The organism is Aminobacter aminovorans, from assembly GCF_900445235.1.
Classification (GTDB): Bacteria; Pseudomonadota; Alphaproteobacteria; order Rhizobiales; family Rhizobiaceae; genus Aminobacter; species Aminobacter aminovorans.
This window is the reverse complement of record NZ_UFSM01000003.1, coordinates 124,812-148,244: the sequence shown is the minus strand read 5'-3', so window position 1 is coordinate 148,244 and position 23,433 is coordinate 124,812. Positions and strand designations below refer to the sequence as shown.

General features: G+C 63.4%; 22 protein-coding genes. 15 read left to right on the top strand and 7 right to left on the bottom strand.

Annotated elements, in window-relative coordinates; translation table 11 throughout:
• Window positions 1-176 precede the first annotated feature (176 nt).
• The 6 genes from DY201_RS27220 to DY201_RS27195 all read left to right on the top strand — a co-directional run bounded on the left by DY201_RS27220 (window position 177) and on the right by DY201_RS27195 (window position 6,849).
• On the top strand, window positions 177-1,184 hold the full coding sequence (locus DY201_RS27220; RefSeq protein WP_245432188.1) for a helix-turn-helix transcriptional regulator: 1,008 nt from the start codon (window positions 177-179) through the stop codon (window positions 1,182-1,184).
• Between the two features lie 119 nt (window positions 1,185-1,303).
• The gene (locus DY201_RS27215; protein ID WP_115734454.1) at window positions 1,304-2,749 is read left to right on the top strand and encodes a xylulokinase; all 1,446 of its coding nucleotides are present in this window, start codon (window positions 1,304-1,306) and stop codon (window positions 2,747-2,749) included.
• A 44-nt stretch (window positions 2,750-2,793) separates the two neighbouring features.
• Window positions 2,794-3,705 carry a sugar ABC transporter substrate-binding protein gene (locus DY201_RS27210; RefSeq protein ID WP_115734453.1) on the top strand — a complete coding sequence of 304 codons (912 nt, stop codon included), beginning with the start codon at window positions 2,794-2,796 and terminating at the stop codon, window positions 3,703-3,705.
• 11 nt (window positions 3,706-3,716) lie between these two features.
• Window positions 3,717-5,228, top strand: a complete 1,512-nt coding sequence (locus DY201_RS27205; protein WP_115734452.1) for a sugar ABC transporter ATP-binding protein — start codon at window positions 3,717-3,719, stop codon at window positions 5,226-5,228.
• Window positions 5,225-6,154, top strand: a complete 930-nt coding sequence (locus tag DY201_RS27200) for an ABC transporter permease (RefSeq protein ID WP_115734451.1) — start codon at window positions 5,225-5,227, stop codon at window positions 6,152-6,154. Before DY201_RS27205 ends, DY201_RS27200 begins: the two co-directional genes overlap by 4 nt.
• A complete protein-coding gene (locus DY201_RS27195; protein ID WP_115734450.1) occupies window positions 6,151-6,849 on the top strand; it encodes a GntR family transcriptional regulator in 699 nt (232 codons plus the stop codon). Before DY201_RS27200 ends, DY201_RS27195 begins: the two co-directional genes overlap by 4 nt.
• 51 nt (window positions 6,850-6,900) lie before the next feature.
• Here the strand turns inward: DY201_RS27195 and DY201_RS27190 are convergent, their stop codons facing one another.
• From DY201_RS27190 to kynU, 4 genes are all read right to left on the bottom strand, one after another.
• A complete protein-coding gene (locus DY201_RS27190; RefSeq protein ID WP_115734449.1) occupies window positions 6,901-7,947 on the bottom strand; it encodes an amino acid ABC transporter permease in 1,047 nt (348 codons plus the stop codon).
• Window positions 7,944-9,095: an amino acid ABC transporter permease gene (locus tag DY201_RS27185; protein WP_165916105.1), complete on the bottom strand. Its 1,152-nt coding sequence runs from the start codon at window positions 9,093-9,095 to the stop codon at window positions 7,944-7,946. Before DY201_RS27185 ends, DY201_RS27190 begins: the two co-directional genes overlap by 4 nt.
• Window positions 9,096-9,120: 25 nt before the next feature.
• On the bottom strand, window positions 9,121-10,155 hold the full coding sequence (locus DY201_RS27180) for an amino acid ABC transporter substrate-binding protein (protein ID WP_115734447.1): 1,035 nt from the start codon (window positions 10,153-10,155) through the stop codon (window positions 9,121-9,123).
• A 142-nt stretch (window positions 10,156-10,297) separates the two neighbouring features.
• The gene (kynU, locus tag DY201_RS27175) at window positions 10,298-11,563 is read right to left on the bottom strand and encodes a kynureninase (RefSeq protein WP_115734530.1); all 1,266 of its coding nucleotides are present in this window, start codon (window positions 11,561-11,563) and stop codon (window positions 10,298-10,300) included.
• A 152-nt stretch (window positions 11,564-11,715) separates the two neighbouring features.
• Between kynU and DY201_RS27170 the strand changes: the two genes are divergently transcribed.
• The 5 genes from DY201_RS27170 to DY201_RS27150 all read left to right on the top strand — a co-directional run bounded on the left by DY201_RS27170 (window position 11,716) and on the right by DY201_RS27150 (window position 17,056).
• Window positions 11,716-12,441, top strand: coding sequence for a GntR family transcriptional regulator (locus tag DY201_RS27170; RefSeq protein WP_115734446.1), 726 nt, complete (start codon window positions 11,716-11,718; stop codon window positions 12,439-12,441).
• A gap of 104 nt (window positions 12,442-12,545) precedes the next feature.
• On the top strand, window positions 12,546-14,225 hold the full coding sequence (locus DY201_RS27165; RefSeq protein ID WP_165916104.1) for an amidohydrolase: 1,680 nt from the start codon (window positions 12,546-12,548) through the stop codon (window positions 14,223-14,225).
• A gap of 44 nt (window positions 14,226-14,269) precedes the next feature.
• Entirely contained in the window at window positions 14,270-15,139 is an 870-nt protein-coding gene (locus tag DY201_RS27160; protein WP_115734444.1) for an alpha/beta hydrolase, read from the top strand.
• Between the two features lie 210 nt (window positions 15,140-15,349).
• Window positions 15,350-16,270 carry a dihydrodipicolinate synthase family protein gene (locus DY201_RS27155; protein WP_115734529.1) on the top strand — a complete coding sequence of 307 codons (921 nt, stop codon included), beginning with the start codon at window positions 15,350-15,352 and terminating at the stop codon, window positions 16,268-16,270.
• Window positions 16,271-16,399: 129 nt separating this feature from the next.
• Window positions 16,400-17,056: a TetR/AcrR family transcriptional regulator gene (locus DY201_RS27150; RefSeq protein WP_115734443.1), complete on the top strand. Its 657-nt coding sequence runs from the start codon at window positions 16,400-16,402 to the stop codon at window positions 17,054-17,056.
• A 142-nt stretch (window positions 17,057-17,198) separates the two neighbouring features.
• Here DY201_RS27150 and DY201_RS27145 read toward each other — a convergent pair whose 3' ends face one another.
• The 3 genes from DY201_RS27145 to greA form a co-directional block, all read right to left on the bottom strand.
• Window positions 17,199-18,212 carry a GlxA family transcriptional regulator gene (locus DY201_RS27145; protein ID WP_115734442.1) on the bottom strand — a complete coding sequence of 338 codons (1,014 nt, stop codon included), beginning with the start codon at window positions 18,210-18,212 and terminating at the stop codon, window positions 17,199-17,201.
• Window positions 18,209-18,772, bottom strand: a complete 564-nt coding sequence (locus tag DY201_RS27140; protein ID WP_115734441.1) for a cysteine hydrolase family protein — start codon at window positions 18,770-18,772, stop codon at window positions 18,209-18,211. The genes DY201_RS27145 and DY201_RS27140 overlap by 4 nt, the downstream gene beginning before the upstream one ends.
• Before the next feature lie 413 nt (window positions 18,773-19,185).
• A complete protein-coding gene (gene greA, locus DY201_RS27135; protein ID WP_115734528.1) occupies window positions 19,186-19,668 on the bottom strand; it encodes a transcription elongation factor GreA in 483 nt (160 codons plus the stop codon).
• A 115-nt stretch (window positions 19,669-19,783) separates the two neighbouring features.
• Between greA and DY201_RS28850 the strand changes: the two genes are divergently transcribed.
• Genes DY201_RS28850 through DY201_RS27120 form a run of 4 tightly spaced genes read left to right on the top strand, consistent with a single transcriptional unit; the run spans window position 19,784 to window position 23,432 of the window.
• The gene (locus DY201_RS28850) at window positions 19,784-20,041 is read left to right on the top strand and encodes a hypothetical protein (RefSeq protein WP_131922471.1); all 258 of its coding nucleotides are present in this window, start codon (window positions 19,784-19,786) and stop codon (window positions 20,039-20,041) included.
• 36 nt (window positions 20,042-20,077) lie between these two features.
• Window positions 20,078-21,403: an NAD(P)H-dependent oxidoreductase gene (locus tag DY201_RS27130; RefSeq protein WP_115731344.1), complete on the top strand. Its 1,326-nt coding sequence runs from the start codon at window positions 20,078-20,080 to the stop codon at window positions 21,401-21,403.
• The gene (locus DY201_RS27125) at window positions 21,400-22,434 is read left to right on the top strand and encodes a thiamine pyrophosphate-dependent dehydrogenase E1 component subunit alpha (RefSeq protein WP_115734440.1); all 1,035 of its coding nucleotides are present in this window, start codon (window positions 21,400-21,402) and stop codon (window positions 22,432-22,434) included. The genes DY201_RS27130 and DY201_RS27125 overlap by 4 nt, the downstream gene beginning before the upstream one ends.
• Complete coding sequence (locus tag DY201_RS27120) at window positions 22,434-23,432, top strand: alpha-ketoacid dehydrogenase subunit beta (protein ID WP_115734439.1); 999 nt, start codon at window positions 22,434-22,436, stop codon at window positions 23,430-23,432. Before DY201_RS27125 ends, DY201_RS27120 begins: the two co-directional genes overlap by 1 nt.
• Window position 23,433 lies beyond the last annotated feature (1 nt).

Sequence of the window (23,433 nt, the reverse complement as noted above, 5' to 3'; positions counted from 1 at the left end):
GGATATTCCCTGGTTTCGTGGCACATTGTCACCTTGCAACAAGGGAACAGGTCAAACCGTATCGGTGTCCTTGCCCGGCGCTGAGAGGTCAATGATTACAGTTGGTTATGGTGAAATGAGCGGATAATGTGCTGCTGTGCCTGTCCCCTCAGTGCAGATGGACAACCAGTGTCGCCATGCCTATCCTCTTCTCCAGGATGGTGCCCGACCTGACTTACGCTTCAAATCGGCTCGCCAGCGTGCCGGGCCTTTGGTTCGGCAGCGCGCCCGAAGCTGTGGCCGCCCTGTCAACGCGCTACCGTCCGCATCGGCTCTTGCTTGCCGACACCAAGGCAGGCCTTGATTTCCGCCATCACGCAATCGTCTGCGAGGGCGCTTCCCTCAACCTTCTCCGCTATGGTCCCGAACTCGTCATCGATGCCGGTACGTTCGACACCTTTTACATGCTGGAGTTTCCGCTCAGCGGCGGCGTCGACATCCAGTATGGCGACCGACGCGTATCCTCACGTCTGGGCAGCGGTCTCGTGCTGTCGCCGGGCAGTCATATCAGGTCGACCTGGCGCGCCGACACCACGCAAGTCATGCTGCGGCTGGAGCGGAACTTCGTCGAGCAGGCCTGGCAGCGTCACACAAATGAGGCCAGGCGGCGCACGCCGATCTTCCAGGCCGAGCTCGACCTTGAGGCTTCGGCCGGCCGGCGTATCGCCAGGCTGATCGGAATGATGGTCGAAGAAAAGATCGAGGCTGGTTGTGCTGCAGCGCTCTCGCCGATGCCGCTGGTGAATGCGGTACTCGAGACCTTGTTCGAACATGTTCCAGTAAAAGCGGTCGCCACCGTCGAATCCGTGGCAGCCGGGCCGGTACCGGCCCATGTCAGGGACTTTCGCAGGTTGCTGGACGCGCCTTCGTACCTGCCGTTGACGGTTGCGGAGCTGGCAGCGGAACTGGACGTCTCGACGCGAACGCTGACCACCGGCATGCGACGCTTCACGGGCTACTCTCCACATGACTATCTGACGATGCGTCGCATGGAACATGCCCGCAAGTTGTTGGATCAGGGCGGCATTTCCATCATGCAGGTCGCAGAGCGGGTTGGTTATGCAAATGCCGGACGGTTTGCCGCATCCTTCCGCGCCTATTGCGGCGTCAATCCATCACGGTTGTCCGAACACGACAGCCGTTGATCCGTACATTTGCGGAAGCACCTGTCCGTTCTGGGAAGCAAAACGGCTCCTGACCTCAGGACCTCGTTGACAAGCCGCCTGTCTGAGCCTGCACCTGACGCAAGGGATGGAGGTGCAGATTGGGCGACAATACGCTTTTGGTGGTGGACGTGGGTTCGTCGGCGTTGAAAGCCGTGCTGTTTGGCGCGCGCGGGCAGATGATCGCATCGACTGCCCGGCCGATCGCGACGCGCTCCACCGCCGAGGGATTGCATGAGCAGGACCCCGACGATTGGTGGTCTGCGCTGCGTGCCGCGGTAGGGGACCTTGCCTGCAGCCATTCGATTTCTGCCATCGCATTTTCCGGCTCGATGCAGAATCTCATCGCCTTGCGCAGCGACGGCAGTCCAACTGGCTCGGCAGTGCTTTATTCCGACCGCCGCCTCGAAGGAAGCGAGATCGATCGGCTCGGCGCGCGTCTGCCTGCGGACTATGCGCAACGAACCGGAAACCGGCTCGACCCGGCCCATACGATCCTCAAGCTGATGGCGCGCCAGCGCTTTGCGCCGCATGCGGCCAACCAGCCGGTGTTGTGGACCTTCGGCGCCAAGGATGCACTGACGTTCCGGTTGACAGGCAATGCCGCCATCGATGCGACGACGGCATCGACCACCGGGCTGATGAACTTCGCTCAGCGCTCCTGGGATGCCGATCTTCTTGCCGTGGCGGGTGTCGACGAAATCGCGCTGCCGCGCATCCAGCCGGCCACTGCCGTCGTCGGCCATGTGACGCCGGCAGCGGCTGGGCAGACAGGGCTGCCGGTCGGCATCCCGGTGTTCAACGGATCGGGCGATGCCGGTGCAGCGACATGGGGCGCCTCGGCCGATACCCGAGGCATGGCATATTGCTACCTCGGCACGACCGGATGGGTCGCAACCACACTCGACCATGCGCAAGCGGCACCGCCGCGCGACACCTATTCGCTGGCGGATGCGATGCGGCCGGACCGCGTGATCATCATATCGCCGTTCCTGACCGCGGGATCCGCCCTCGACTGGCTGGCGAGGACGACAGGCCGGCCGATCGAACAATTGCTCGACGATACTGCGCTCGCCAGCCCCGGCGCTGCCCTGTTTCTGCCCTATCTCGGCGGCGAGCGCGCGCCGTTTGAAGACAGTCAGGTGCGCGGAGCCTTGCTCGGGCTCAGCCACACGAGCAGTGCAGGTGAGCTTGCTCTCGCAGTGATGGAGGGCGTTGCGTTTGCCGTGCGGCACAATCTTGAGGCTGCCGGTTTGCCGCGCACGACCCTGACGGTGATCGGCGGCGCGGCCCGTCACGCCCAACAGCGGCAAATTCTCGCTGATGCCCTTGGTCGCGACATCGCCATACCCGGTGACAGCGAAACCATGACGGCAACGGGTGTCCTGAGGATGGTCGCCGCTTCCGCCGGCATCACGCTTTGCACCGCCGCGCCGGCAACCGTCATAAAACCGAGGTCCGAACGCGCAGCCTGCCACGAGCAACGATACGCCGCCTATCTCGCCGCGTCTTCATTCGCGCGGCAACTGTCGCACTCTCTGGGCTGAACCCGACACATCTTTTAGAGCGCTCAATCGACAAGGAGGAAGTCATGAGAACGCTTACGACACTACTGGCCGCCGGCATCTTTCAGTTCGCAGCATCCGCGCATGCGGAAGACATAGCGGTGCTGACGCCATATCTCAGTTCGGTCGCCACCAACGAAATGATCGAGACCTTCAAGACCGAGTCGGCCGCGAAGGGTTGGACGGTCAATGTCGTCGACACCCGCGGCGACTTCCAGCAATTGGCAAGCCGTGTCGAGGATGTCGCCAATGCCGGGGTAAAGGCCATCGTCCTGGTCAGCGTCGATCCCAACCAGATCGGCGACCAGGTTGCCGCTGCCGCCGACAAAGGCATCCCGGTTATCGTCCTGGACGGCGCGCTGGCAAAGGGCGTCGCAATCAACATCACGACCGACAATTTCGCGCTCGGCAGCCTGCTCTCGGATTATCTGTTCAAGGCTATGGGCGACAAGGGCAACATCGTGAAGTTCTTCCACTCGGCGCATCCCGGTGTGCGCCAGCGTGAGCTGGCGCTCGACAAGGCACTCGGCGAACATCCCGGCATCAAGGTGATCGCCGAACATTATGTGCAGGTTCCCGGCCCGATCGACAACGCTCGTCAGGCCATGGAGACTTTTGTCCGCCAGTATGGCGACGAGATCAACGGCGTGTGGGCGGCCTGGGACGAGCCGGCGATCGGTGCCTTGCTGGTCATCCAGAGCGACAAGCCCGATTCCAAGGCCCTGATCGCCGGCATCGACGGCAACCCGCAGGCAATCGACCTGATCAAGCAATGCAGCAATCTGGTGGCCACGGTGCGGCAGGACTTCCCCGGCATTGCCAAGACGGCAGTGAAGGAGATTGCAGCCGTGATCGAAGGCAAGAAGCCGGAGAAATCCGAAATCTTCGTCAGCGCCAATGTGATCGACCGAGCCAGCCTCGGTGTGAGCTGCAACTAGCAGGCGGCGTCATGCTGGAAGTCGAGGGGGTGATAAAACGGTTCGGCGGGGTGGTGGCGCTCGACGGTGTCTCGCTGCGCGCTGTCGCAGGTCGGGTCCATGCCCTGCTCGGCGAAAATGGCGCTGGAAAGTCGACGCTGCTCAAATGTCTTTCGGGCGTCCATCGGCCGGATGGCGGCCGCATGGCGCTCTCAGGCCAGGGCTTTGCCCCTAAGAACCCGACTGAGTCCGAACAGGCGGGGCTCCGCTTCGTGCACCAGGAGCTGAACCTGGTGCCGGGCTTCACCGCCTATGAGAACGCTTTTGTCGGCCGTCCCTATCCGCGCCGCGGTGGCGTGATTGACTGGGCGACGATGCGGTCCCGCTTCAAGGCGGTGCGGGATCGGCATGGCCTCGACCTCGATATCGACGTTCCGGTGGCGCGTCTGTCCGTCGCCAAGTGCCAGATTGTCGAAATCCTGCGTGCCCTGATGGACGAGGCCCGGGTGCTCGTCCTCGACGAGCCGACCGCATCGCTGAGTGAAAGGGAAGCCGCTACCCTGCACGGCATCATCCGGCAGCTGGCGAGCCACGGCTGTGCGGTGATCCTCGTATCGCACCGCCTCGACGAGGTGTTTGCCATTGCCGACGACTACACCGTCCTGCGCAATGGCTGCACGGTCGGCTCCGGCCAGGTCTGCGACACCGACCGCACTGGTGTCGTTGCATTGATGGCCGGCGGTGAATTCGACCAGGAGCGTGTCACCGCGCCCTTGCTGCATGCGCCCTTGCTGCACCCGCCCTTGATGCAATTGTCCGGCTTCAGCCCGTCGCCTGTGCGCGACGGGCTCGACCTGACCGTCCACGCCGGCGAGATCGTCGGTCTTTACGGCGTGGTCGGCAGCGGCCGTTCCAGCCTGCTGAAATCGATCTGGGGCGCAAATCCGCTTGCCCGAGGCGAGCTGACGCTCGACGGCAAGCTGCTGCCCCCCACCGGCATCTCCAAGCGCATCCGCGAAGGTGTCGCTTATGTGCCGGAAGACCGCCGCGGTCGCGGGCTGATCATGCAGCATTCCATCCTCGACAATGTGCTTCTGCCCCGCCTGCCGCTTTACCGCGCGATGCGTCGCGTGCCCGTCGTTTCCTGGCAATTGGCGCGGCGTGGCGTGCGAAAGCTCCTGGGCGACCGCAGCGTCAAATATGGCCGGCTTGGCGATCGCATCTCGACCCTGTCCGGCGGAAATCAGCAGAAGATCATGATCGGACGTTGGGTCGGTCCCTCCTGCCGCCTCTTTCTGCTCGACGAGCCCACCCGTGGTGTCGACGTGCGATCGAAGGCCGAGATCCATGCGCTATGCCGTCGGCTCGCCGGCGACGGAACGGCAGTGCTGTTCGTCACCAGCGACATCGAGGAACTCGTCATGCTGGCACAGCGGATCCTGGTGATGGCGTATGGACGAATCACGCTCGATGCGGCCAATCGCGATCTGTCCCGCCAGGATATCGTCCATGCCGCTTTCGAAACGACAAAGGAGCTGACATGACCCTGGTTTCGCGCTTCGGCACGCTTCTGGGGCTTGGCGTAATCGTCGCCGTGTTCTCGGTGCTGTCCCCACACGGCTTTGCGCAAGGCTCGAACCTGATCAACATCACCCAGCAGATGTCCTTGCTGGCAATTGTCGCCCTGGGCGCTGCGTTCGTGATGTCGCTGTCGGAATTCGACCTTTCGATCGGAGCGGTCGTATCCATGGCCGGTATTGTTTCCGTCACCCTGTTCGGATCGGGCTGGGGCATCCTTGCCACCGTCATCATAACGCTCGCCGCAGGCTTTGCGGTGGGCTGCATAAGCGGCTTCTTCGTTGCGATCTGGCGCGTTCCGAGCTTCATCATGACGCTCGCCATGGGGACGATCGTCGGGGGCATGACGTTCTGGGTGAGCGGCGGCGCCACGCTGTTCAGCAACATCCCCGTTGGCTTCCGCGACATCGGCCGCGGCTATGTCGGCGGCATTCCGGTGCTGACGCTCTGGGCGGTGGCAGGCACGCTGTTTGTCGCCTTCATCCTCGATTGGACAGAGCTTGGAAGGCGCGTCCTTGCCATTGGCGGCAACCGCGAGGCCGCACGCCTCGCAGGCGTCGGCGTGGTCCCGGCGACGGTCTGGGCTTTTGGTCTTTGCACGCTCATGGCCGCGTTGGCGGGCCTGCTGCTGACGGCCAGGCTTGGCAGCGCCCACCCGACTGGCGGAAACGGCTTTCTGCTTCAGGCCTATGCCGCCGCCTATCTCGGCATGACCGCCTTTCGTGACGGGCAGCCAAACGCCGCGGGCACGCTGTTAGGCGCGGCGATCATCGCGGTTGTCGCCAACGGTCTGACCATTCTCGGCGTCCCCAATTACCTGCAGGACATTTTCACCGGCCTGATCATCATTGCGTCGGTGATGGTCCGCAATTTTGGGAGAGCAGCGGATTGAGCGCCACGCATTTCGCATATGATCGCGTCGCGCAGTCACTCGCAGCCGAGCTGACGAACAGCCTGTGGCGCGCCGGCGACGAGCTGCCTTCGGAGATGGACCTTGCGGCCCATTTCAATGTCACCCGCCGCACTGTCCGCAAGGCTCTGGCCATCGTCGAGAAAGATGGTCTGATCACGAAAGGCAAGGGGCGGCGAACTCGTTTTCGGGGCAAGACCATCGACTGGTCACACGACATGGTGACTGGCCTTCCGGCAGCTGCGCGACGAGCCGGTCTCAGATTGTCGACACGGGTATTGGAGATCGGCGAGGTGCCGGCCGGGCTCAGCGAGGCGCGCGCCCTCGGTCTGCCGCTTGGTACCCCAGTCACCGAACTCTGGCGGCTTAGGCTTCTCGACGGCAAGGCCATGGTCCAGCAGCGGTCGGTGCTCCCAATCGACATCCTGGCGTCGATCGCGCCGGCTGACCTCATCAGGCATTCGCTCTACGATCTGGTTCGTCGCGTCAGCGATGTCGGTCAGCTGTTCGTCACCGAGGAGCATTTTTCGCCGTCGCAGGCGAGTGCAAGAGAAGCCAGCTTCGCGATCGTCGAGGAGAGCCGCCCTGTGATGCGTGTGACGCGCATCGTGGCATGCGCGAAAAGACCGGCCGAATACTCCAATTCAATCCTGCTTGGACCGCTCTTTCGCTTCTGACGCCTGCCAGGCCAAAGGGCATGGCGAGCTTCGAGATGCAGTTCGAAGTTCCTAGTTTCGATCATGCTGCAACCTTCGTTCCAGAGACCGACTGTAGCGCGAAATGAAGAAACAGAACGCGACATAGATCAGGGCGACGAAGATGTAGCCCTCAAGCGCGAAGCTGCGCCATTGTGGGTCGCCCAGCGCCTGCTTGGTGGCAAGCAGCAGGTCGGTGAGACCGACGATGCCGACAAGCGAAGTGTCCTTGAACAGGCCGATGAACAGGTTGGCGATTGCCGGGATGGCATGGCGCAGCGCCTGCGGCACGACGACGAGGAGCGACGTTTGCCAGTAGGTCAGGCCGAGCGCTTCGGCTGCCTGTTCCTGGCCTTCGGGAATGGCCTGAAGGCCGCCGCGAATGGCTTCCGCGAGATAGGCGGCGCTGAACAGCGTGATGGCGGCCAGAGCGCGCAACAGGGCGTCGACCTGGACCTTGCCGGGCAGGAACAGCGGAATCATGAACGAGGCCATGAACAGCACGGTGACGAGCGGGACGCCGCGCACCATCTCGATGAAGGCGACGCAGATCGACTTGACGACACGCAAGCGCGACCGCCGGCCAAGCGCCAGCACGACAGCGAGCGGGAATGCGCCGACCATGCCGCCGAGCGCGAGGAAGACGGTCAGCGGCAGGCCACCCCACAGGTCGGTGGGCACATATTCGAGGCCAAGCGCGCCGCCGCGCATGAGCACGATGATGGCGGTGACGCCGATGGCCCAACCGGCGACGACGGTGTGCCAGCCAAAGCGCAGCGAGCAACTGGCAAGCACCAGCATGATGGCGAGCGCCAAGGCAGCGAGCGGGCGCCACTGCTCGGCATAGGGGTAGCGGCCAAACAGGATCAGCCGGTACTTTTCGTGGACGAACGACCAGCAGGCGCCGCCATTGGCGCGGCAGATTTCCGGGGTGGCGGCGACCCATGTCGCATCGATGAAGGCCCAGCGCAGCAGCGGCGGGACATACATGACGAACGCGGCGACCATCGCCAGCGTCAGCAGCGAGTTGCCGACGGAGCCGAACAGGCGCTGCCGCAGTTTCGGGACGGCTGCGCTCATTTCATTCCCACCAGCGCGACACGCGCATTGTACCAGTTCATGAACGCCGAGATCGACAGGCTCATGGCCAGGTAGACCGCCATCAGGATGGCGATGACCTCGATGGCCTGGCCGGTCTGGTTGATGATCGTATTGCCGATCGACATCAGGTCGGGATAGCCGATGGCGATGGCCAGCGAGGTGTTCTTGGCCAGGTTGAGATACTGGCTGGCGAGCGGCGGCACGGCGACCTTCATCGCCTGCGGCATGATCACCAGGCGCAGCGTGTGGGCGCGGCTGAGGCCAAGCGAGGCGGCTGCCTCCGACTGGCTGCGGCTGACCGACATGATGCCGGCGCGCAGGATCTCGGCGATGAAGGCGGCGTTGTAGAGCGACAGGCCAATCAGCAGCGCGGTCAATTCAGGCGTCACCAGCCCGCCGCCGGAAAAGCCGAAGCGTGTCGGCTCCGGCACGTCGAAAGGCGTTGAGGCGGCGAGGAACAGCAGTGCGGCTATCGCCGGGCCGAGCAGCAGCACGGCGCGCGGCCACAACAAGGCGGGCGCACCGGTCAGGTCCGCGCGGCGGCGCGACCAGGAGACGTAGGCAAGGGCGGCAGCGGCGCCGGCGATCAACGCGCCAAAGAGAAGGCCCGCGCCGGAATGCAGGATCGGAAAATGCAGGCCGCTTTTGGCGAGATACAGTCCCGGCAGAAGCTGCGGCGCAGCGGATGCGGCCGGCAGCATCTGGGTCAGCACCGCATACCAGACATAAAGCTGGAGCAGCAGCGGCACATTGCGGACGAGCTCGACATAGGTGGTGGCCAGCGGCTTGACGAGCGGATTGCGCGACAGCGAGGCTACACCGACGATGGTGCCGACGATGGTCGACAAGACGATGCCGAGGATAGCCACGACCAGCGTGTTGAGCAGGCCGACGAGCAGAGCCTTGGCGAAGGTGGAGCTGGCGCTGTAGGGGATGAAGCTCTGGCCGATTTCAAAACCGGAGGCCTGCCAGAGGAAGCCGAAGCCGGTGCGGATCGAACGCTCTTCGAGGTTGCCGATCAGGTTGACGGCAAGGAATGCGATGATGCCCGCGACGAGCGCGAGCACCATGGCCTGGGTGGCGACAGCGCGAAAGGCCGGATCGCTCCAGCCTCCCGCCAAACGCATTGAATGAGATGCGCCCGTCATCGGCTCATCGCACGGGCAGGGCGTACATCTGGCCGCCCTGCGTCCACAGGGCGTTGGCGTTGCGCTCCATGCGCAGCGGCGTCTTCGGGCCGACATTGCGTTCGAAGATCTCGCCGTAATTGCCGCCACGCTTGATGGCGCGATAGGCCCAGCCGGCGTCGAGACCGAGCTTTTCGCCCATGTCGCCAGAGGTGCCGAGCAGGCGCTGGATGGTCGGGTCCTGGCTGTCCTTCATCTGGTCGACATTGCCCTGGGTGATGCCCTTTTCCTCGGCCTCGATCAGCGCCATCAGCGTCCACTTGGCAACCGTGTACCATTCGAGGTCGTTGCGGCCGACGACGGGACCAAGCGGTTCCTTGGAGATCATTTCGGGCAGGATTACCCATTCGTCGGGGTTGGGCGCGTCGGACGCGCGAACCGACGACAGGTAGGACATGTCGGCGGAGAACGCCTGGCAGCGGCCGGAGAAGAAGGCGGCGCGCGCCTCGTTCTGGGATTCGAAGACGACTGGGGTGAACTTCTTGCCGTTGGCACGGAAGTAGTCGGCGAGGTTGAGCTCGCTGGTGGTGCCAGTGGCGGTGCAGATGGAGGCGCCGTCGAGGTCGCGCGCGCCCTTGAGGTCAAGCGACTTGGGCACCAGGAAGCCCTGGCCGTCATAGAAATAGACCCCGGCATAGAGCAGGCCGAGCGAAGCGTCGCGGGTCAGCGTCCAGGTGGCGACGGTTGTCAGCATGTCGACTTCACCCGACTGCAGGGCGGTGAAGCGCTGCTGGGGGCTGAGCGGCACGAACTTTTCCTTGGCGGCGTCGCCAAGCACCGCCGCCGAGACGGCGCGACAGAAATCGGTGGTCAGGCCGGTCCACTGGCCCGAGCTGTCGGCGATCGAGAAGCCGCCGATGCCGGTGGAAACACCGCACACGACTTCACCGCGCTGGCGGATGGCGTCGATGGTGGCGCCTGCCTGTGCCGGCGCGCTCGCGCCGGCAGCAGCCGCCAGAAGCATGGCAGCAGCCAGCCTGTTGTTGAGCAGGTTGTTCATTGGATATCCCTCCCTTGGTGCTCCGGCTTGCCCTTGGCCACTGTGGCCAAGGGTTGCGGAGAGTTGCCGCCGCCCCCCTTGGACGGCGTGCTCCGGTTCGACCGGTATGAGACGGCGCGCTTCGACCGGGCGCGCCGGACTTTCAGGTGACGGCACGGCGCCTGTTGAAGCGCTCTTCACGCCAGCTGCCAGATGTCATCACGTCGTTGAAGGCATCGGCGGCGCGGTAGACGTCGGCGAAGCTGAGATAGGCCGGCGCAAAGCCGAAACGCATCATGTCGGGCGCGCGGAAATCGCCGACGATGCCGCGCGCCATCAGTGCCTGTACGACCGCGTAGCCATTTTTGAAGGTGATCGAGACCTGGCTGCCGCGGATGGCGTGGTCGCGCGGGGTGACGATGGTGGCGCCGTGGTCGCGACAGGTTTGCTCGACCAGGTCGATGAACAGGTCCGACATCGCTAGGCTCTTGGCGCGAATGTCGACCATGGCGACGTCTTCGATGGCGGCAAGACCGGTATTGAGCGCGCGCAGTGACAGGATCGGCTGGGTGCCGCACAACAGACGCCGCGCGCCACTGTCCGGGCGATAGCCGACCTCGAAGGCAAACGGCGCGGCATGGCCCCACCAGCCCGAAAGCGGCTGGCGCAGCGTCGCCTGGTGGCGTTTGGCGGCATAGATGAAGGCAGGCGCACCAGGACCGCAGTTCAGGTACTTGTAGGTGCAGCCGATGGCCAGATCGACATCGCAGGCGTCAAGCTCAACGGCGATGACGCCGGCGCTGTGGCAAAGATCCCAGACCGCAATGGCGCCGGCGGCGTGGATGCGGCTGGTGAGGGCGGCCATGTCGCGCAGCTCGCCGGACTTGTAGTCGACATGGTTGACCAGGACGACGGCGGTGCGCTCGTCGATCAGCTCCTCGATGTCGTCGGCATCGACGCCCTCAAGCAGGAGCTTGATATCAGGGCGGCCGGCGACGACGCCTTCGGCGACATAGAGATCGGTCGGGAAGCTGCCGGCCTCGGCCACGATGGTGGTGCGGCCCGGGCGCAGCGACAGGCCGGCGTGGAGCGCCTTGTACACGTTGATCGAAACCGAGTCGCAGGCAACGGTCTGTCCGGGGGCGGCACCGACCAGCGCGCCGATGCGGTCGCCCAGCGTGTCGACAAGCGAGAACCAGTCGGCATCGTTCCAGCTCTGGACGAGACCTTGGGCCCATTCCTTGCGCACGGCGGCCTCGATGTCGTCGAATGCGGCCACGGGCGCTGGGCCGAGCGAATTGCCGGCGAGATAGACCTTGCCCTGCGGAAGATGGAAGCGCGCCTGCAAATGGCGCAGCGGATCGGCCGCGTCGCGCTGCTCGATCTCAAGCGGCACACTTGCCACCTTCACGGATACTGCCTGGTTCATCGTGCCTCTGCTGTCGTCGCCATGAGTTTCGTATATGCGAAACCTATCGGCTTCGATCATTCTTCCGATTATCGAAGCTGTCAACAGATATATATAATTCGACTTCCACTGCGGTGTTATATATAACTATCCAGATTATATGAGGGGGACGCATGGACGAGACAGAGGTCGGCACCAAGACGGAATTCGCGTATCGCACCTTGCGCCAGGAGATTCTGGAAACCCGACTGATGCCGGGCACGCCGCTGAAGCTTGGTGCGATGCGAGACGCCTACGGCATTGGCTGGACGCCGCTGCGCGAGGCGCTGTCGCGGCTGGAGGCCGAATATCTCGTCATCTCGAGCGCCAACAAGGGCTACACCGTCGCGCCGGTCTCGCTCGAAGAGCTGACCGATCTGACCAATGCACGCCGGCTGATCGAACTGCCCATGCTGGCGGACTCCATCGCCAATGGCGATGAGGCGTGGGAGACAGCGCTGGTGGCGGCGCATTTCCGCCTGTCGCGGTGCAAGCCCCCGGTCGAGAATCCGCAAGAGCAGGTCATCAGCGACTGGAAGGAGCGTCACGAGGCGTTTCACCTGGCACTGCTTTCGGCAAGCAAGTCGCAATGGCTGATGCGGTTCTACATGCAGATCAAGGATCAACTGCGCCGGCATCATCGCATTCTGGCAATTACGCCCGGCCTTGCTGCGTCGAAAGGGCCGGAATGGCGCGAAAGCACCACCTACCAGGCGCTGCGCGATGCGCTGGCGCTCGAGCCGCATACCGAGCTGATGAACGCGGCGCTTGATCACGATATCGACCGCGCAGTCTCCTTGCTCGGCGCCCATATCGAACTGACCAAGCAGGTCTACGTGGCGGTCGATTTCACCGGCTGATCCCGATGCCGGCAGTTGGCCGAAACCTTGGCGTGCGCGTCTTTTGTCGCGCCCGAAGCCGACACTGTGACGACAACAGGCATACACATTCTTCGAGGACGCCCATGGCCACCGCTTCTTCCAATTGCAGCCCGACGCTTGTGCTGCTCAACGGCAGGGTCGTCGCTGACGACGGCATTCACGCGGCTGTGGCGATTGCCGGTCAGCGCATTGCCGCACTTGGCACATCGGCGGAAATTGCAGCGCTGGCAAAGACTGATACCGAGATCATCGATCTGGCCGGACGAACCGTCGTTGCCGGTTTTGTCGACGGCCACGCCCATATGGATCGCGAAGGCCTCAAGAGCACGCTGCCGTCGCTTTCGGGGTGCCGGTCGATCGAGGACATCGTCGACAAGATCGCTGCACTAGCCGGTAGCAAAAAGCCGGGTGAGTGGATCGTGACCATGCCGATCGGCGAGCCGCCAAGCTATGAGGATGTGCTGTCGGGCATTGCCGAAGGCCGCTTTCCCGATCGCTGGGATCTCGATCGCGCGGCCCCCGACAATCCGGTCTACATCCGCTCGATCTGGGGCTATTGGCGCTCGACCTTGCCACTGGTCTCGATCGCCAACAGCGCCGCGCTCAAGCTGGCCGGCATCGACGCGGCGACAGTTGCGCCGAGCGGTTCGATCGAGATCTGCCGCGACGATGCGACTGGCGAGCCTAACGGCATTTTCATCGAGACCAACAAGATGCCTGTCGTCGAGCTGTCGCTGATGCGGCAGGCGCCGCATTTCAGCCCGTCCGAGCGCGTGACGGCACTCGCTGCCTCGATGCAGGCCTATAACCGCGCCGGCACGACGAGCGTGTTCGAGGGGCACGGTGTCGCCTCGGAGGTGCTCGACGCTTATCGCGATGTTCGGGCGACGGGCCGGCAGACCGTGCGCGCCGCGATGATCTTCAGCCCGGCATGGGGTTCGACCTCGCCGGAAGACTGCCGTGCGCTGCTGAAATCATGGGGCCATTGGCTGGCCGGCCGTGGCCTTGGCGACCAGTGGCTCGCCATGTCCGGCCTGTATGGCGAGATCGACAATTCGGTCGAGCGCGAGCTGCGCAGCGCGGCCTTCCCGCAGACCGGTTGGGCGGGCTTTCACTACAATTCGTCGTTGCCGCGCGAAGCGCTGAAGACGGTCCTCGTCGAGGCGGCCCGCAATGGCATCCGCGCCGTCGGCATCCTGCCGAACATGCTCGACCTGTTCGCCGAGGTCGATGATATCGCACCGATCTCCGATCAGCGTTGGGTGCTCGGCCACATCGTCAGCCTGACACCGGGCCAGGTCAAGCAGGTCGCCGGCCTGGGCCTCGCCGTCACCACCCATCTCAGCGCCTATCTCTACAAGCGCGGCAGCGAACTGGTCGAAAAACTGGGGCACGAGCGCGCCGGGGAGATCGTGCCGCTGCGCGCGCTGCGCGACGCCGGCGTGCCGATCTCGTTTGGCAGCGACAACGTCCCGCTCAGCCTGTTCCATTCCATCGCGCATGCCGTCAACCGACGCGACCGGCTAGGCGCGCTGATCGCGCCCGAGCAGGCTCTGACGCGCGAAGAAGCGCTTGAATGCGCAGCACTTGGCGGTGCGGCACTGACCTTCGAGGAGGCGGAAAAGGGCAGCATCACGGTTGGCAAGCTGGCCGATCTTGCCGTGCTGTCGGCCGATCCGCTGAGCTGTGCTGCCGAGATGCTTTCGCAGATCGGCTCGGAATTGACGGTGGTCGACGGCCGCATCGTCCACCGCCAACTGTGAGCCGGCCAGCCGCCTGATAGAGCCAGCAGTCCCGAAAGCCCGCCATGAACAAGCAGAACGCCGAACATGTCTTCCTCGACTACGATCAGCAACGGCTCGACCTGAACTACAACCAGAGCGCCTGGGCGGCCAACGCCAGCGAGATCATTGCCTGGTATCGCGCGGCGAGCCTGGCCGCGCATCAGCGACTGGGGTGCCGGAGCCTCACTTACGGCTGCGGCGGGTCCGACCGGATCGACCTGTTTCGTGCCAATGAGCCGGGCGCGCCGCTGGTGGTCTATGTCCATGGCGGCGCATGGCGAACGCTCGACCGCCTAGACAGCGCCTTCGCCGCCGAGGCTTTCGTGGCCGCCGGGGTGAATTTCGCGGTGCTCGACTTCACCAGCATTCCCGACGCGCGCCTGCCCGATATGGTGCGGCAGGTTCAGTGCGGTATCGGCTGGCTGTCGGATCACGCGGCCGAGCTTGGCTGTGATGCCAGGAAACTGCTGGCTATCGGTCATTCGTCTGGTGCGCATCTCGTCGCATCTGCCCTGACTGCCGAGACGGAAAGCCAGATTGCGCCCGGCGTGGTGAAAGCCGCGATGTGTGCCAGCGGGACCTATGATCTGGAAGGGGCGATGCTGAGCGCGCGCGGGGCCTATTTGAAGCTGAGCAATGAGGAAGTGCACATGTTCAGCCCGATGCGCCATATCAAGCGCATCAGCTGCCCGATTGCCGTCGCCTATGGCGAGGCCGAAACTGACGAATACCGCCGGCAAGCGAGAGCGCTGCACGCCGGCCTGGTCGAAGCCGGCAAGCCAGGTGATTTGTTTCTCGTCCCGGGCCAGAACCATTTCGAGGTCAGTCAAACATTGGCTGATCCGGACGGCATACTCTTTCGCGGGGCGATGAAGCTGCTGTCCAATCTCTGACGCCCGGGAGCAGCCGCATAATGGCGAACGCCGTTCCAGCTTCGTCACGTCATGCAACCTTGCATGACAGCCCAAACGAGTGGTGATGCCCGAGCGCGACGTGCCCGTGCCATTGACAATGCGTCCTTAAGATTCAAACATACGTTTGAAACAAGCATTTCAAATGGGCGTTCACCTTGGCTTGGCTGGGTGACCCGACTGGAGGCTGTCGTGCATAAAAAACCAGATGGGTCGTTCGTGGCGCTGATCACGCCGATGAACGCCGACGGCTCGGTAGATCTGGCAGGTTTTGGCAGCCTGCTCGATTTTCACCGGCAAAACCACACAAAGGCGATCCTGATCATGGGTTCGACGGGGGAGGTCTCGATGCTGACCCCGGAAGAGCGGCGCATGATTATCACCGAAACGGCAAAGATGCCGCGCGGCGACATGCTCCTCTACTTCGGCTGCACCGGCTCCAACACCCAGGGCACGATCGATTTGGTGCGCTATGCCAAGAACGAAGGCGGTGACGGCGCCATCATTGCAGCACCTTCCTACATCTGCGCCGACAATGAATCGATCGTCGAGTATGTTCTGCAAGTCTGCGATGCGGTCGACTTCCCGATCGGCTTCTACAACAATCCACCGCGCGTCAAGACCGACCTGCACTGGACCGACATCCAGCGCATTTCTGCCCATCCGAACCTAGTCGTGCTCAAGGAATCGACCACGCGCGTCGGCCAGGTAGCCCAGGTCTGCCGTGCCGATCTCGACATCTCGGTCATGTGCTGCTGCTCGCCGAATCTCGGCCTGGTGATCCCGACCATGGCGCTGGGCGGCCATGGCACCGCGAACATGACTGGCAACATCATCCCGCGCGAGATGGCGGTCATCTCCAAGCCATGGGAAGCAGGCGAAGACGCATTCGCCTGCCGCTCGGCCTGGCTGCGGAACTTGCCGATGCTGCATTTCGCCTATGCGGCCGTTAATCCCGTTTCGATGAAGTCGCTGATGGCAGCGGTCGGCCTGCCGGCGGGACCGCTGCGCAAACCGCTCCGGGCCGCTGACCCCAGCTTGCTTGAAGACGGCATCCGTATCGTCCGCGAACTCGAACTCGACAGGGCCTACGGCTACCGGGTGGCGCGCTGATTGGTGGCCACGGCTCCGTATTTTCAGACCGAAACGCGGCACCGGATGGCCGAGGCTCCGCTGGTACATATCCTCAGATTTGACGCCGATGAGAGCAGCACGCGAACCCGCTTTCGGCTATGAGGTGGTATGGACGCTGAAGAAAGAACCGGCCGGCACGACGATCGCGACACGCGTCGTGCATTGCTGCATGCGGCGACCTTCGTGTTCGCCGATCGCGGGTTCGATGCGGCCACGCTGCGGGAAGTCACCCGGGCGGCGGGCGCGAACATTGCGGCGGTCAATTATCACTTCCGCTCCAAAGACGAATTGCTGCGCCTGACACTCGAGCAATGCCTCGGCCCGCTAAACGCGGCGCGCCTGGGGGCAATGAAGGCATGTGAAGACGACCCGCAGCCAACCCTGCGCACCGTGCTCCGCGCGATCGTCGCTCCGCTTGTCGAGCTCAGCCTCGACGAGCGCGGGGGGCGCGCGGCGATCCGACTGATGCTGCAAACCAAGGCTTTGCCTCGAACCCTGACCAATGAAATCTTCGCCGAGCAGTTCGACGAACTCCATCGCTTATCCCGACGAATGCTGCAGCGGGTGGCGCCCGGGCTCGGTGAGGCGCAGATCGCGCTGCGCTATGAATACATTCGCGGCGCCATCTTGCACATCGTTGCTGACCTCGATCCGAATGCCCGTCGCATGCCCGGGCTCGAGGCTATCCAGGATCACGTCAGCAACAGCGCCCTGATAGACGACATCATCAGCTTCTGTGAGACCGGCTTTTCCAGGAGCGACTGATCTGATCAGCCGCATGACAAGAGAACGGGTTACGCGTGCCGCGCTGGTGCTCGCATGCAAAGGGCCTGACTAATCTTCTCGCATACTGAGATGGCGAGGTCTGAAATGCGCGCCCAACAGCTGATTTGCATGCTGCGGAGGATCAGCTTTTGCGCAGGTGAGGTGGATAGGCGACATCCCGCCGAAGGGCACTCGGCGGGGTCGCATTGAACCGTCCCCAGGCGCGACGCAACTGCCGGCTCGAGCTGTAGCCGACGCGCTCTGCCACCCGCTCCATGTCGAGCCTCGTCTCGTTCAGAAGCTGCTGGGCCAGTGCGACGCGCAGCCGGTTGAGATAACTGGGGATACTCATGCCGGTTTGATCATTGAACAGTCGGCTGAGGTGCCTGGGGCTGGTTATGGCAATGTCAGCCAATGCTGTAAGCGACCACTCTCGCGCCGGATCGGCCGTTATTGCATCTTGTACCCGATGGATGGCCGCGTGAATGTGGTTTCTGCCTTCCAGCCATGGCGAAAGCTGTGGGTCAGTTCCGAGGCGGCGGAAATAGACGACGAGCGACTTTGCCACGGCGGCGGAGACGGCCGGGTTGGTGAGCCGGCCGATGATATGCAGCATCAGATCGATACCGGCGGTGATGCCGGCGCTGGTATAGCGTTCGCCATCCTCGACATAGAGCCGGTTCTCCAGCACCTTGGCCAAAGGCGCGATCTGGGCGAGACGTTCGCAGTCGGTGAAATGCGTGGTGCATTTGACCCCGTCAAGCAGCCCCGCTCTCCCGGCCAGGAGAGCACCCGAGCAGATAGACACGAGCAAAATACCGGGTCTTATGCTGCGCCTCAGCCACTGGACCAGTTCGTCGGAGCCTTGATCGAGCGCCTCGAAGGGCTGGCCCGCGTCCATCGGTTCGTCGGTGTCGCCCGCGACCACGATCAAGGCGTCCGGCTCGATGGTCTCGGGCAGCGGCGAGATGCCGGCGACACGCAGCCCGATCGAGGTCGTAACCTCCGGCAAGGCGCCGATATAGTCGACGTCGAACTGCACTTCCTGCTGCAGCCGGTTGGCATAACGCAGGGCCTCCATCGGCCCGGCGACATCGAGCAAAAGCGTCCGCGCCGGCATCACCACATAGGTTGGAATCCGGCGCGGCACGGTCATGCGGCGGCTGCCCTCGCCTCACCGGCCAGCGCCTCGGCAATGGTGCAGACGCGGGCGAAACGTCCATCGAGCACGGCTGCCGTGCGCGCCTTAATCTCTTCGGGCGTCCAGGTTTTTCCGGTCGCATCGGTCAGCGGCATGGTGTGGGTCGCTTCGGTAACGTAGTCGACCTGCCAGCCAAGATCCGACCCATGACGGGTGGTCGTCTCGCAGCACTGTTCGCTGCGAATGCCCGAAATGACGAGGCGGCGGATGCCGTTCTCGATCAGGTAGACTTCAAGCGGCGAGCCAACGAAGGCGGAATGCCTGAACTTCTGGAATTCGAGGTCGGGCTTGTCGAGCTTGATTTCCGCAAGCGGCCTGACGAAACCCGAAGCCGGGGAGAAGATGCCTTCGGGCTCGGCATGGAACACACGCACGATCTTCCAGCCTTTCTTGACCGCCCCGTCGATAAGCGCCTGCTGGTTCCTGAGATAGGTCGGGCTGTCGACCTCGTGCCAGTTGGCGCGCTGACGGAAGCTTTCCTGGGCATCGATTACAAGCAGAGCAGTATCGGTCATTTCTGGACACTCCGTGAGCCATGATGTGCGCGATCCTAGGCTTTGTGTCCAGCCGCGCCAGCCATGCAGCGGACAAGGATCGGACAAAAAAGGACAAGGAGAAGGATGCCAGATAAGACGGATTGTCTGTGACCGGTGCACCTTCGGCACTCCTCTTCGCCGAGCATGGCTTCGTGCTGGTCCGGCTTGCACATAGATTGCCGCCTGATGATATGGCCGCTATCGGAAAGCCGGCATCGCAGGCCGATCCAGCAGGTTAAGGGGTATTGAGGACAGCGTCAGTATTGAGGCTGAAGTCAGGTTGCGCTTGCGGCCGCACGGTGCAATCGGCCGCACGGTGATGCAGACGGGCGACGATGCCAAGCGTTTCGCAACAGTTTGAGTTTCCGCAGTCTGGTTCCGACGCTGTCCGGCTAGGAAATGGACAGGATCTCGAGCTCGCGCTGCCCCAGCAGCACAACGTCGCCGACGGTTTTGCCAATCAGGGCAAGGGCCACCGGTGAGCCATGCGAGATGGAAGCTTGAGACGGGTTGGCCTCATCCTCACCGACGATGCGGAAGGTCTGAGTGCGGCCGTCATCGCGCTCGAAGGCAACTGTGTGACCGAAGGCGACCACTTGGTTTGAGGCAGGCACCGGCATGAGCTGGGCGGTGCGCACGCGTTCGGCATAATAGCGCATGTCCCGAACCGGAACCGCCGACTGCCGTCGCCGTTCGTTGACGTCGTCCAGCATGTTGGCGGCCTTGAGAGCTTGCTGGGCACGGGCCAATTCATCCTGCAGCATCTTGAAGCCCGCCGCTGTGACGAGGTTGATCCGATCGGAGATAGGGCGCGCCGGCAGGATGGTTTCCGATGCCGCCTCGGCACTTTCCTCCTTGGCAAAAGCTACGCTCAATTGGTCCGAACCCCGCATCTGGCTGCTGTCAGCTGGATAACCCACAGCTCGCAAAGCTGCAATAATCCAACTCAACTCGGTCCACGCCAACCAGCTGCGGTGCCGACGAATTGGCGTGCACGAGACCATTGCCGAACCGGCGGGGCCGACGCGATCCATGCGGGTCGATGGCAGGTCTTCTGCAACGACGCACGGAATCGAAACCGCTGTCGTCGTCGCTCGGGCCTTCGTCTGTGCGCTGCTTCATGCGGCGGCCACCAGTGCTGTTCTGCAGTGCCGGAGTGGTCATGGCTGGAAACTTCATACCGAGTCCATGAACCGTGAAAACATGGACATTCGTATTGACACAAATACAGATGTTCATTACCTCTGAGGGCAATCGCAGACCGTGCTCGGGAGGAACCATCGGATGACCATCAACGTCGCACCAGTCGGCTTGGCTCGGGATCTTGCCGAGCGAGGCAAGTCTGGCAAGCCGATCCGCATCGGCCTGATCGGCTCGGGCGAGATGGGCACCGACATCGTGGCGCGGGTGGCGCACATGCCCGGCATCGAGGTCGGCGCGATTTCCGAGCTCAACCTGCCCAATGCGCATCGCGCCGTCGACATCGCCTATCAGGAGAAGGGCCACGCGCGCGAAGTCGCCTCCGGCTCGGCGCTGAACGAGGCGATCGAGGCCGGCAAGGTTGCCGTCACCAACGATGCTGATCTGATCCTCAACAGCGGCCTGATCGACGTCGTCATCGATGCGACCGGTGTTCCCGCTGTCGGCGCCGAGATCGGCCTGCGCGCCATGGAGCATGGCAAGCATCTGGTGATGATGAATGTCGAGGCCGACGTCACCATCGGCGCCTATCTCAAGAGCGAGGCCGACCGGCTCGGCGTCACCTATTCGCTCGGCGCCGGCGACGAGCCGTCGTCCTGCATGGAACTGATCGAGTTCGTCTCGGCGATGGGCCACACCATCGTTGCCGCCGGCAAGGGCAAGAACAATCCGCTCAACATCGATGCAGTGCCGCACGACTATGCCGAGGAAGCGGCCCGCCGCAACATGAACGTGCGCATGCTCGTCGAGTTCGTCGACGGCTCCAAGACCATGGTCGAGATGGCGGCGATCGCCAATGCGACGGGGCTTGTTCCAGACAAGGCCGGCATGCACGGACCGGCGGCGACCTTGCCGGAGCTAAACAAGGTGCTGGTCCCCGAGAAGGACGGCGGCGTTTTGTCGAAGGTCGGCGTCGTCGACTATTCGATCGGCAAGGGTGTGGCGCCGGGCGTCTTCGTCATCGCCGACATGTCGCATCCGCGCATCCGCGAGCGCATGGAAGACCTGAAGATGGGCCATGGCCCGTATTTCACCTTCCACCGGCCCTATCACCTGACCTCGCTCGAGGTGCCGCTGACCTGCGCGCGTGTGGTGCTCTACGGCAAGGCCGACATGGTGCCGCTGGCCAAGCCGGTGGCTGACGTCTGTGCCGTCGCCAAGAAGGACCTTGCGCCCGGCGACGCGCTCGATGCCATCGGCGAATACACCTACCGCGCCTGGATCATGACGGCCGGTGAAGCGCGTGCGGCAAAAGCCATCCCCTGCGGCCTGCTGCAGGGCGGCACGGTGACGGCCCCGATCAGGAAGGGCGAACTCATCACATCAGCCAATGCGGCCGTTGCGCCAGGTTCGAAGATCGCCGAGCTGCGCGCAAGGCAAGACAGGCTGGTCTATGGAGCGGAGGCATGACAGTGGCCCAGGCAAAGACCAAGGACCTGCCGGCAGGCGCGAACCTGCCCTTCATCTATAGGGAATACAGCGCTGACCGGCTCAAGCAGGCGCTGCACAAGATGTATCTCATCCGCCAGTTCGAAGAGGGCGCGGAAGAATCCTACATGCGTGGCCTGATCCACGGCACGATGCACCTGTCCATCGGTCAGGAGGCGAGTGCCATGGGCATCTGCATGCCGCTCACCAATGACGATCAGATCACCTCGACGCACCGCGGCCATGGTCACTGTATTGCCAAGGGTGCTGAAGTATCGAAGATGTTCGCCGAGTTCTTTGGCAAGACGACCGGCTATTGCCGCGGCCGCGGCGGCTCGATGCACATCGCCGACGTGACGACGGGCAATCTCGGTGCCAATGGCATCGTTGGCGGGGGCATTCCGATCGCCGTGGGTGCGGCGCTCACCGCCAAACGCCTGAAATCGGATCGCGTCGTCATTTCCTTCTTCGGCGATGGCGCCAACAATGAGGGCGCTTTCCACGAGGCGCTCAACATGGCCTCGCTTTGGAAGCTGCCAGTCATCTTCGTCTGTGAAAACAACGGCTACGGCATGTCGACCTCGATGGCGCGCTCGACCGCGGTGCCGAATGTCGCCGACCGCGCCGCCGCCTATTCGATGCCGGGCGTGATCGTCGACGGCAACGTGTTGTCGGAGGTTGCCGAGGCCAGCCACGAAGCGGTTCGCCGGGCGAGGGCAGGGGAAGGGCCAACGCTGATCGAGTCCAAGACCTATCGCCATCGCGGTCACTCCAAGAGCGACCGTAACCGCTACCGGACCAAGGAAGAGATCGAGGACTGGATGACCAACCGCGATCCGATCGTCCGCTACGAGAATGAACTGATGGAATTCGGCATCATCGACAAGGCCGGCATCGAGGCCATCCGCGAGGCGGTCGCCAAGGAAATCGCCGACGGCATCGAGTTCGCCAAGGCAAGCCCGTCGCCCGAGATCCGCAATCTCGAACGCTACGTCTACACGGAGACTGTGTAATGGATCAGGCCGTGCGTGAGCTGAGCTATGCCCAGGCGATCCAGGAAGCCATGGCGATTGCCCTGGAAACGGACGAGCGCGTCTTCCTCATGGGCGAGGACATCGGCGTCTATGGCGGTGCCTTCCAGGTGACCGGCGACCTGGTCGAGCGCTTCGGCGCCGATCGCGTCATCGATACGCCGATTTCCGAACTTGGTGGCGCCGGCGTTGCCGTGGGTGCCGCCATGACGGGATTGCGCCCGATCTTCGAGTTCCAGTTCTCCGACTTCGCCACGCTCGCCATGGAGCAGATCGTCAACCAGGCCGCCAAGATGCGCTACATGCTCGGCGGTGCGGTTTCCGTGCCCGTGGTCATGCGCTTCCCGGCTGGCTCCGGGACGGGCGCTGCGGCCCAGCATAGCCAGAGCCTGGAAGCTTGGCTCGGCCATGTGCCTGGCCTGAAGGTCATCCAGCCGGCGACGCCTTATGACGCCAAGGGCATGCTGCTCGCGGCCGTTGCCGATCCGGATCCGGTGATGATCTTCGAGCACAAGCTGCTCTACAAGACCAAGGGCCCGGTTCCCGAAGGCTATTACACCGTGCCGATCGGCAAGGCCGAAATCCGCCGCGAGGGCCGCGACCTCACCATCGTCGCCACCTCGATCATGGTGCACAAGGCGCTGGAAGCTGCCAAGACGCTCGAGGCCGAAGGCATCGACGTCGAGGTCGTCGACCTGCGCACCATCAGGCCGATGGATAAGGAAACCGTCATCGAGAGCGTCAAGAAGACGTCGCGTCTGCTCTGCGTCTATGAAGGCGTGAAGACGCTCGGCGTTGGTGCCGAAGTCAGCGCCATGATCGCCGAGAGCGAGGCCTTCGACTTCCTCGATGCGCCGATCGTACGCCTCGGCGGTGCCGAGACGCCGATCCCTTATAATCCGGAACTGGAAAAGGCGACCGTGCCGCAGGTGCCTGACATCCTGGCCGCCGCGCGCAGCCTCGCCACTGGGAGCCGCTAGG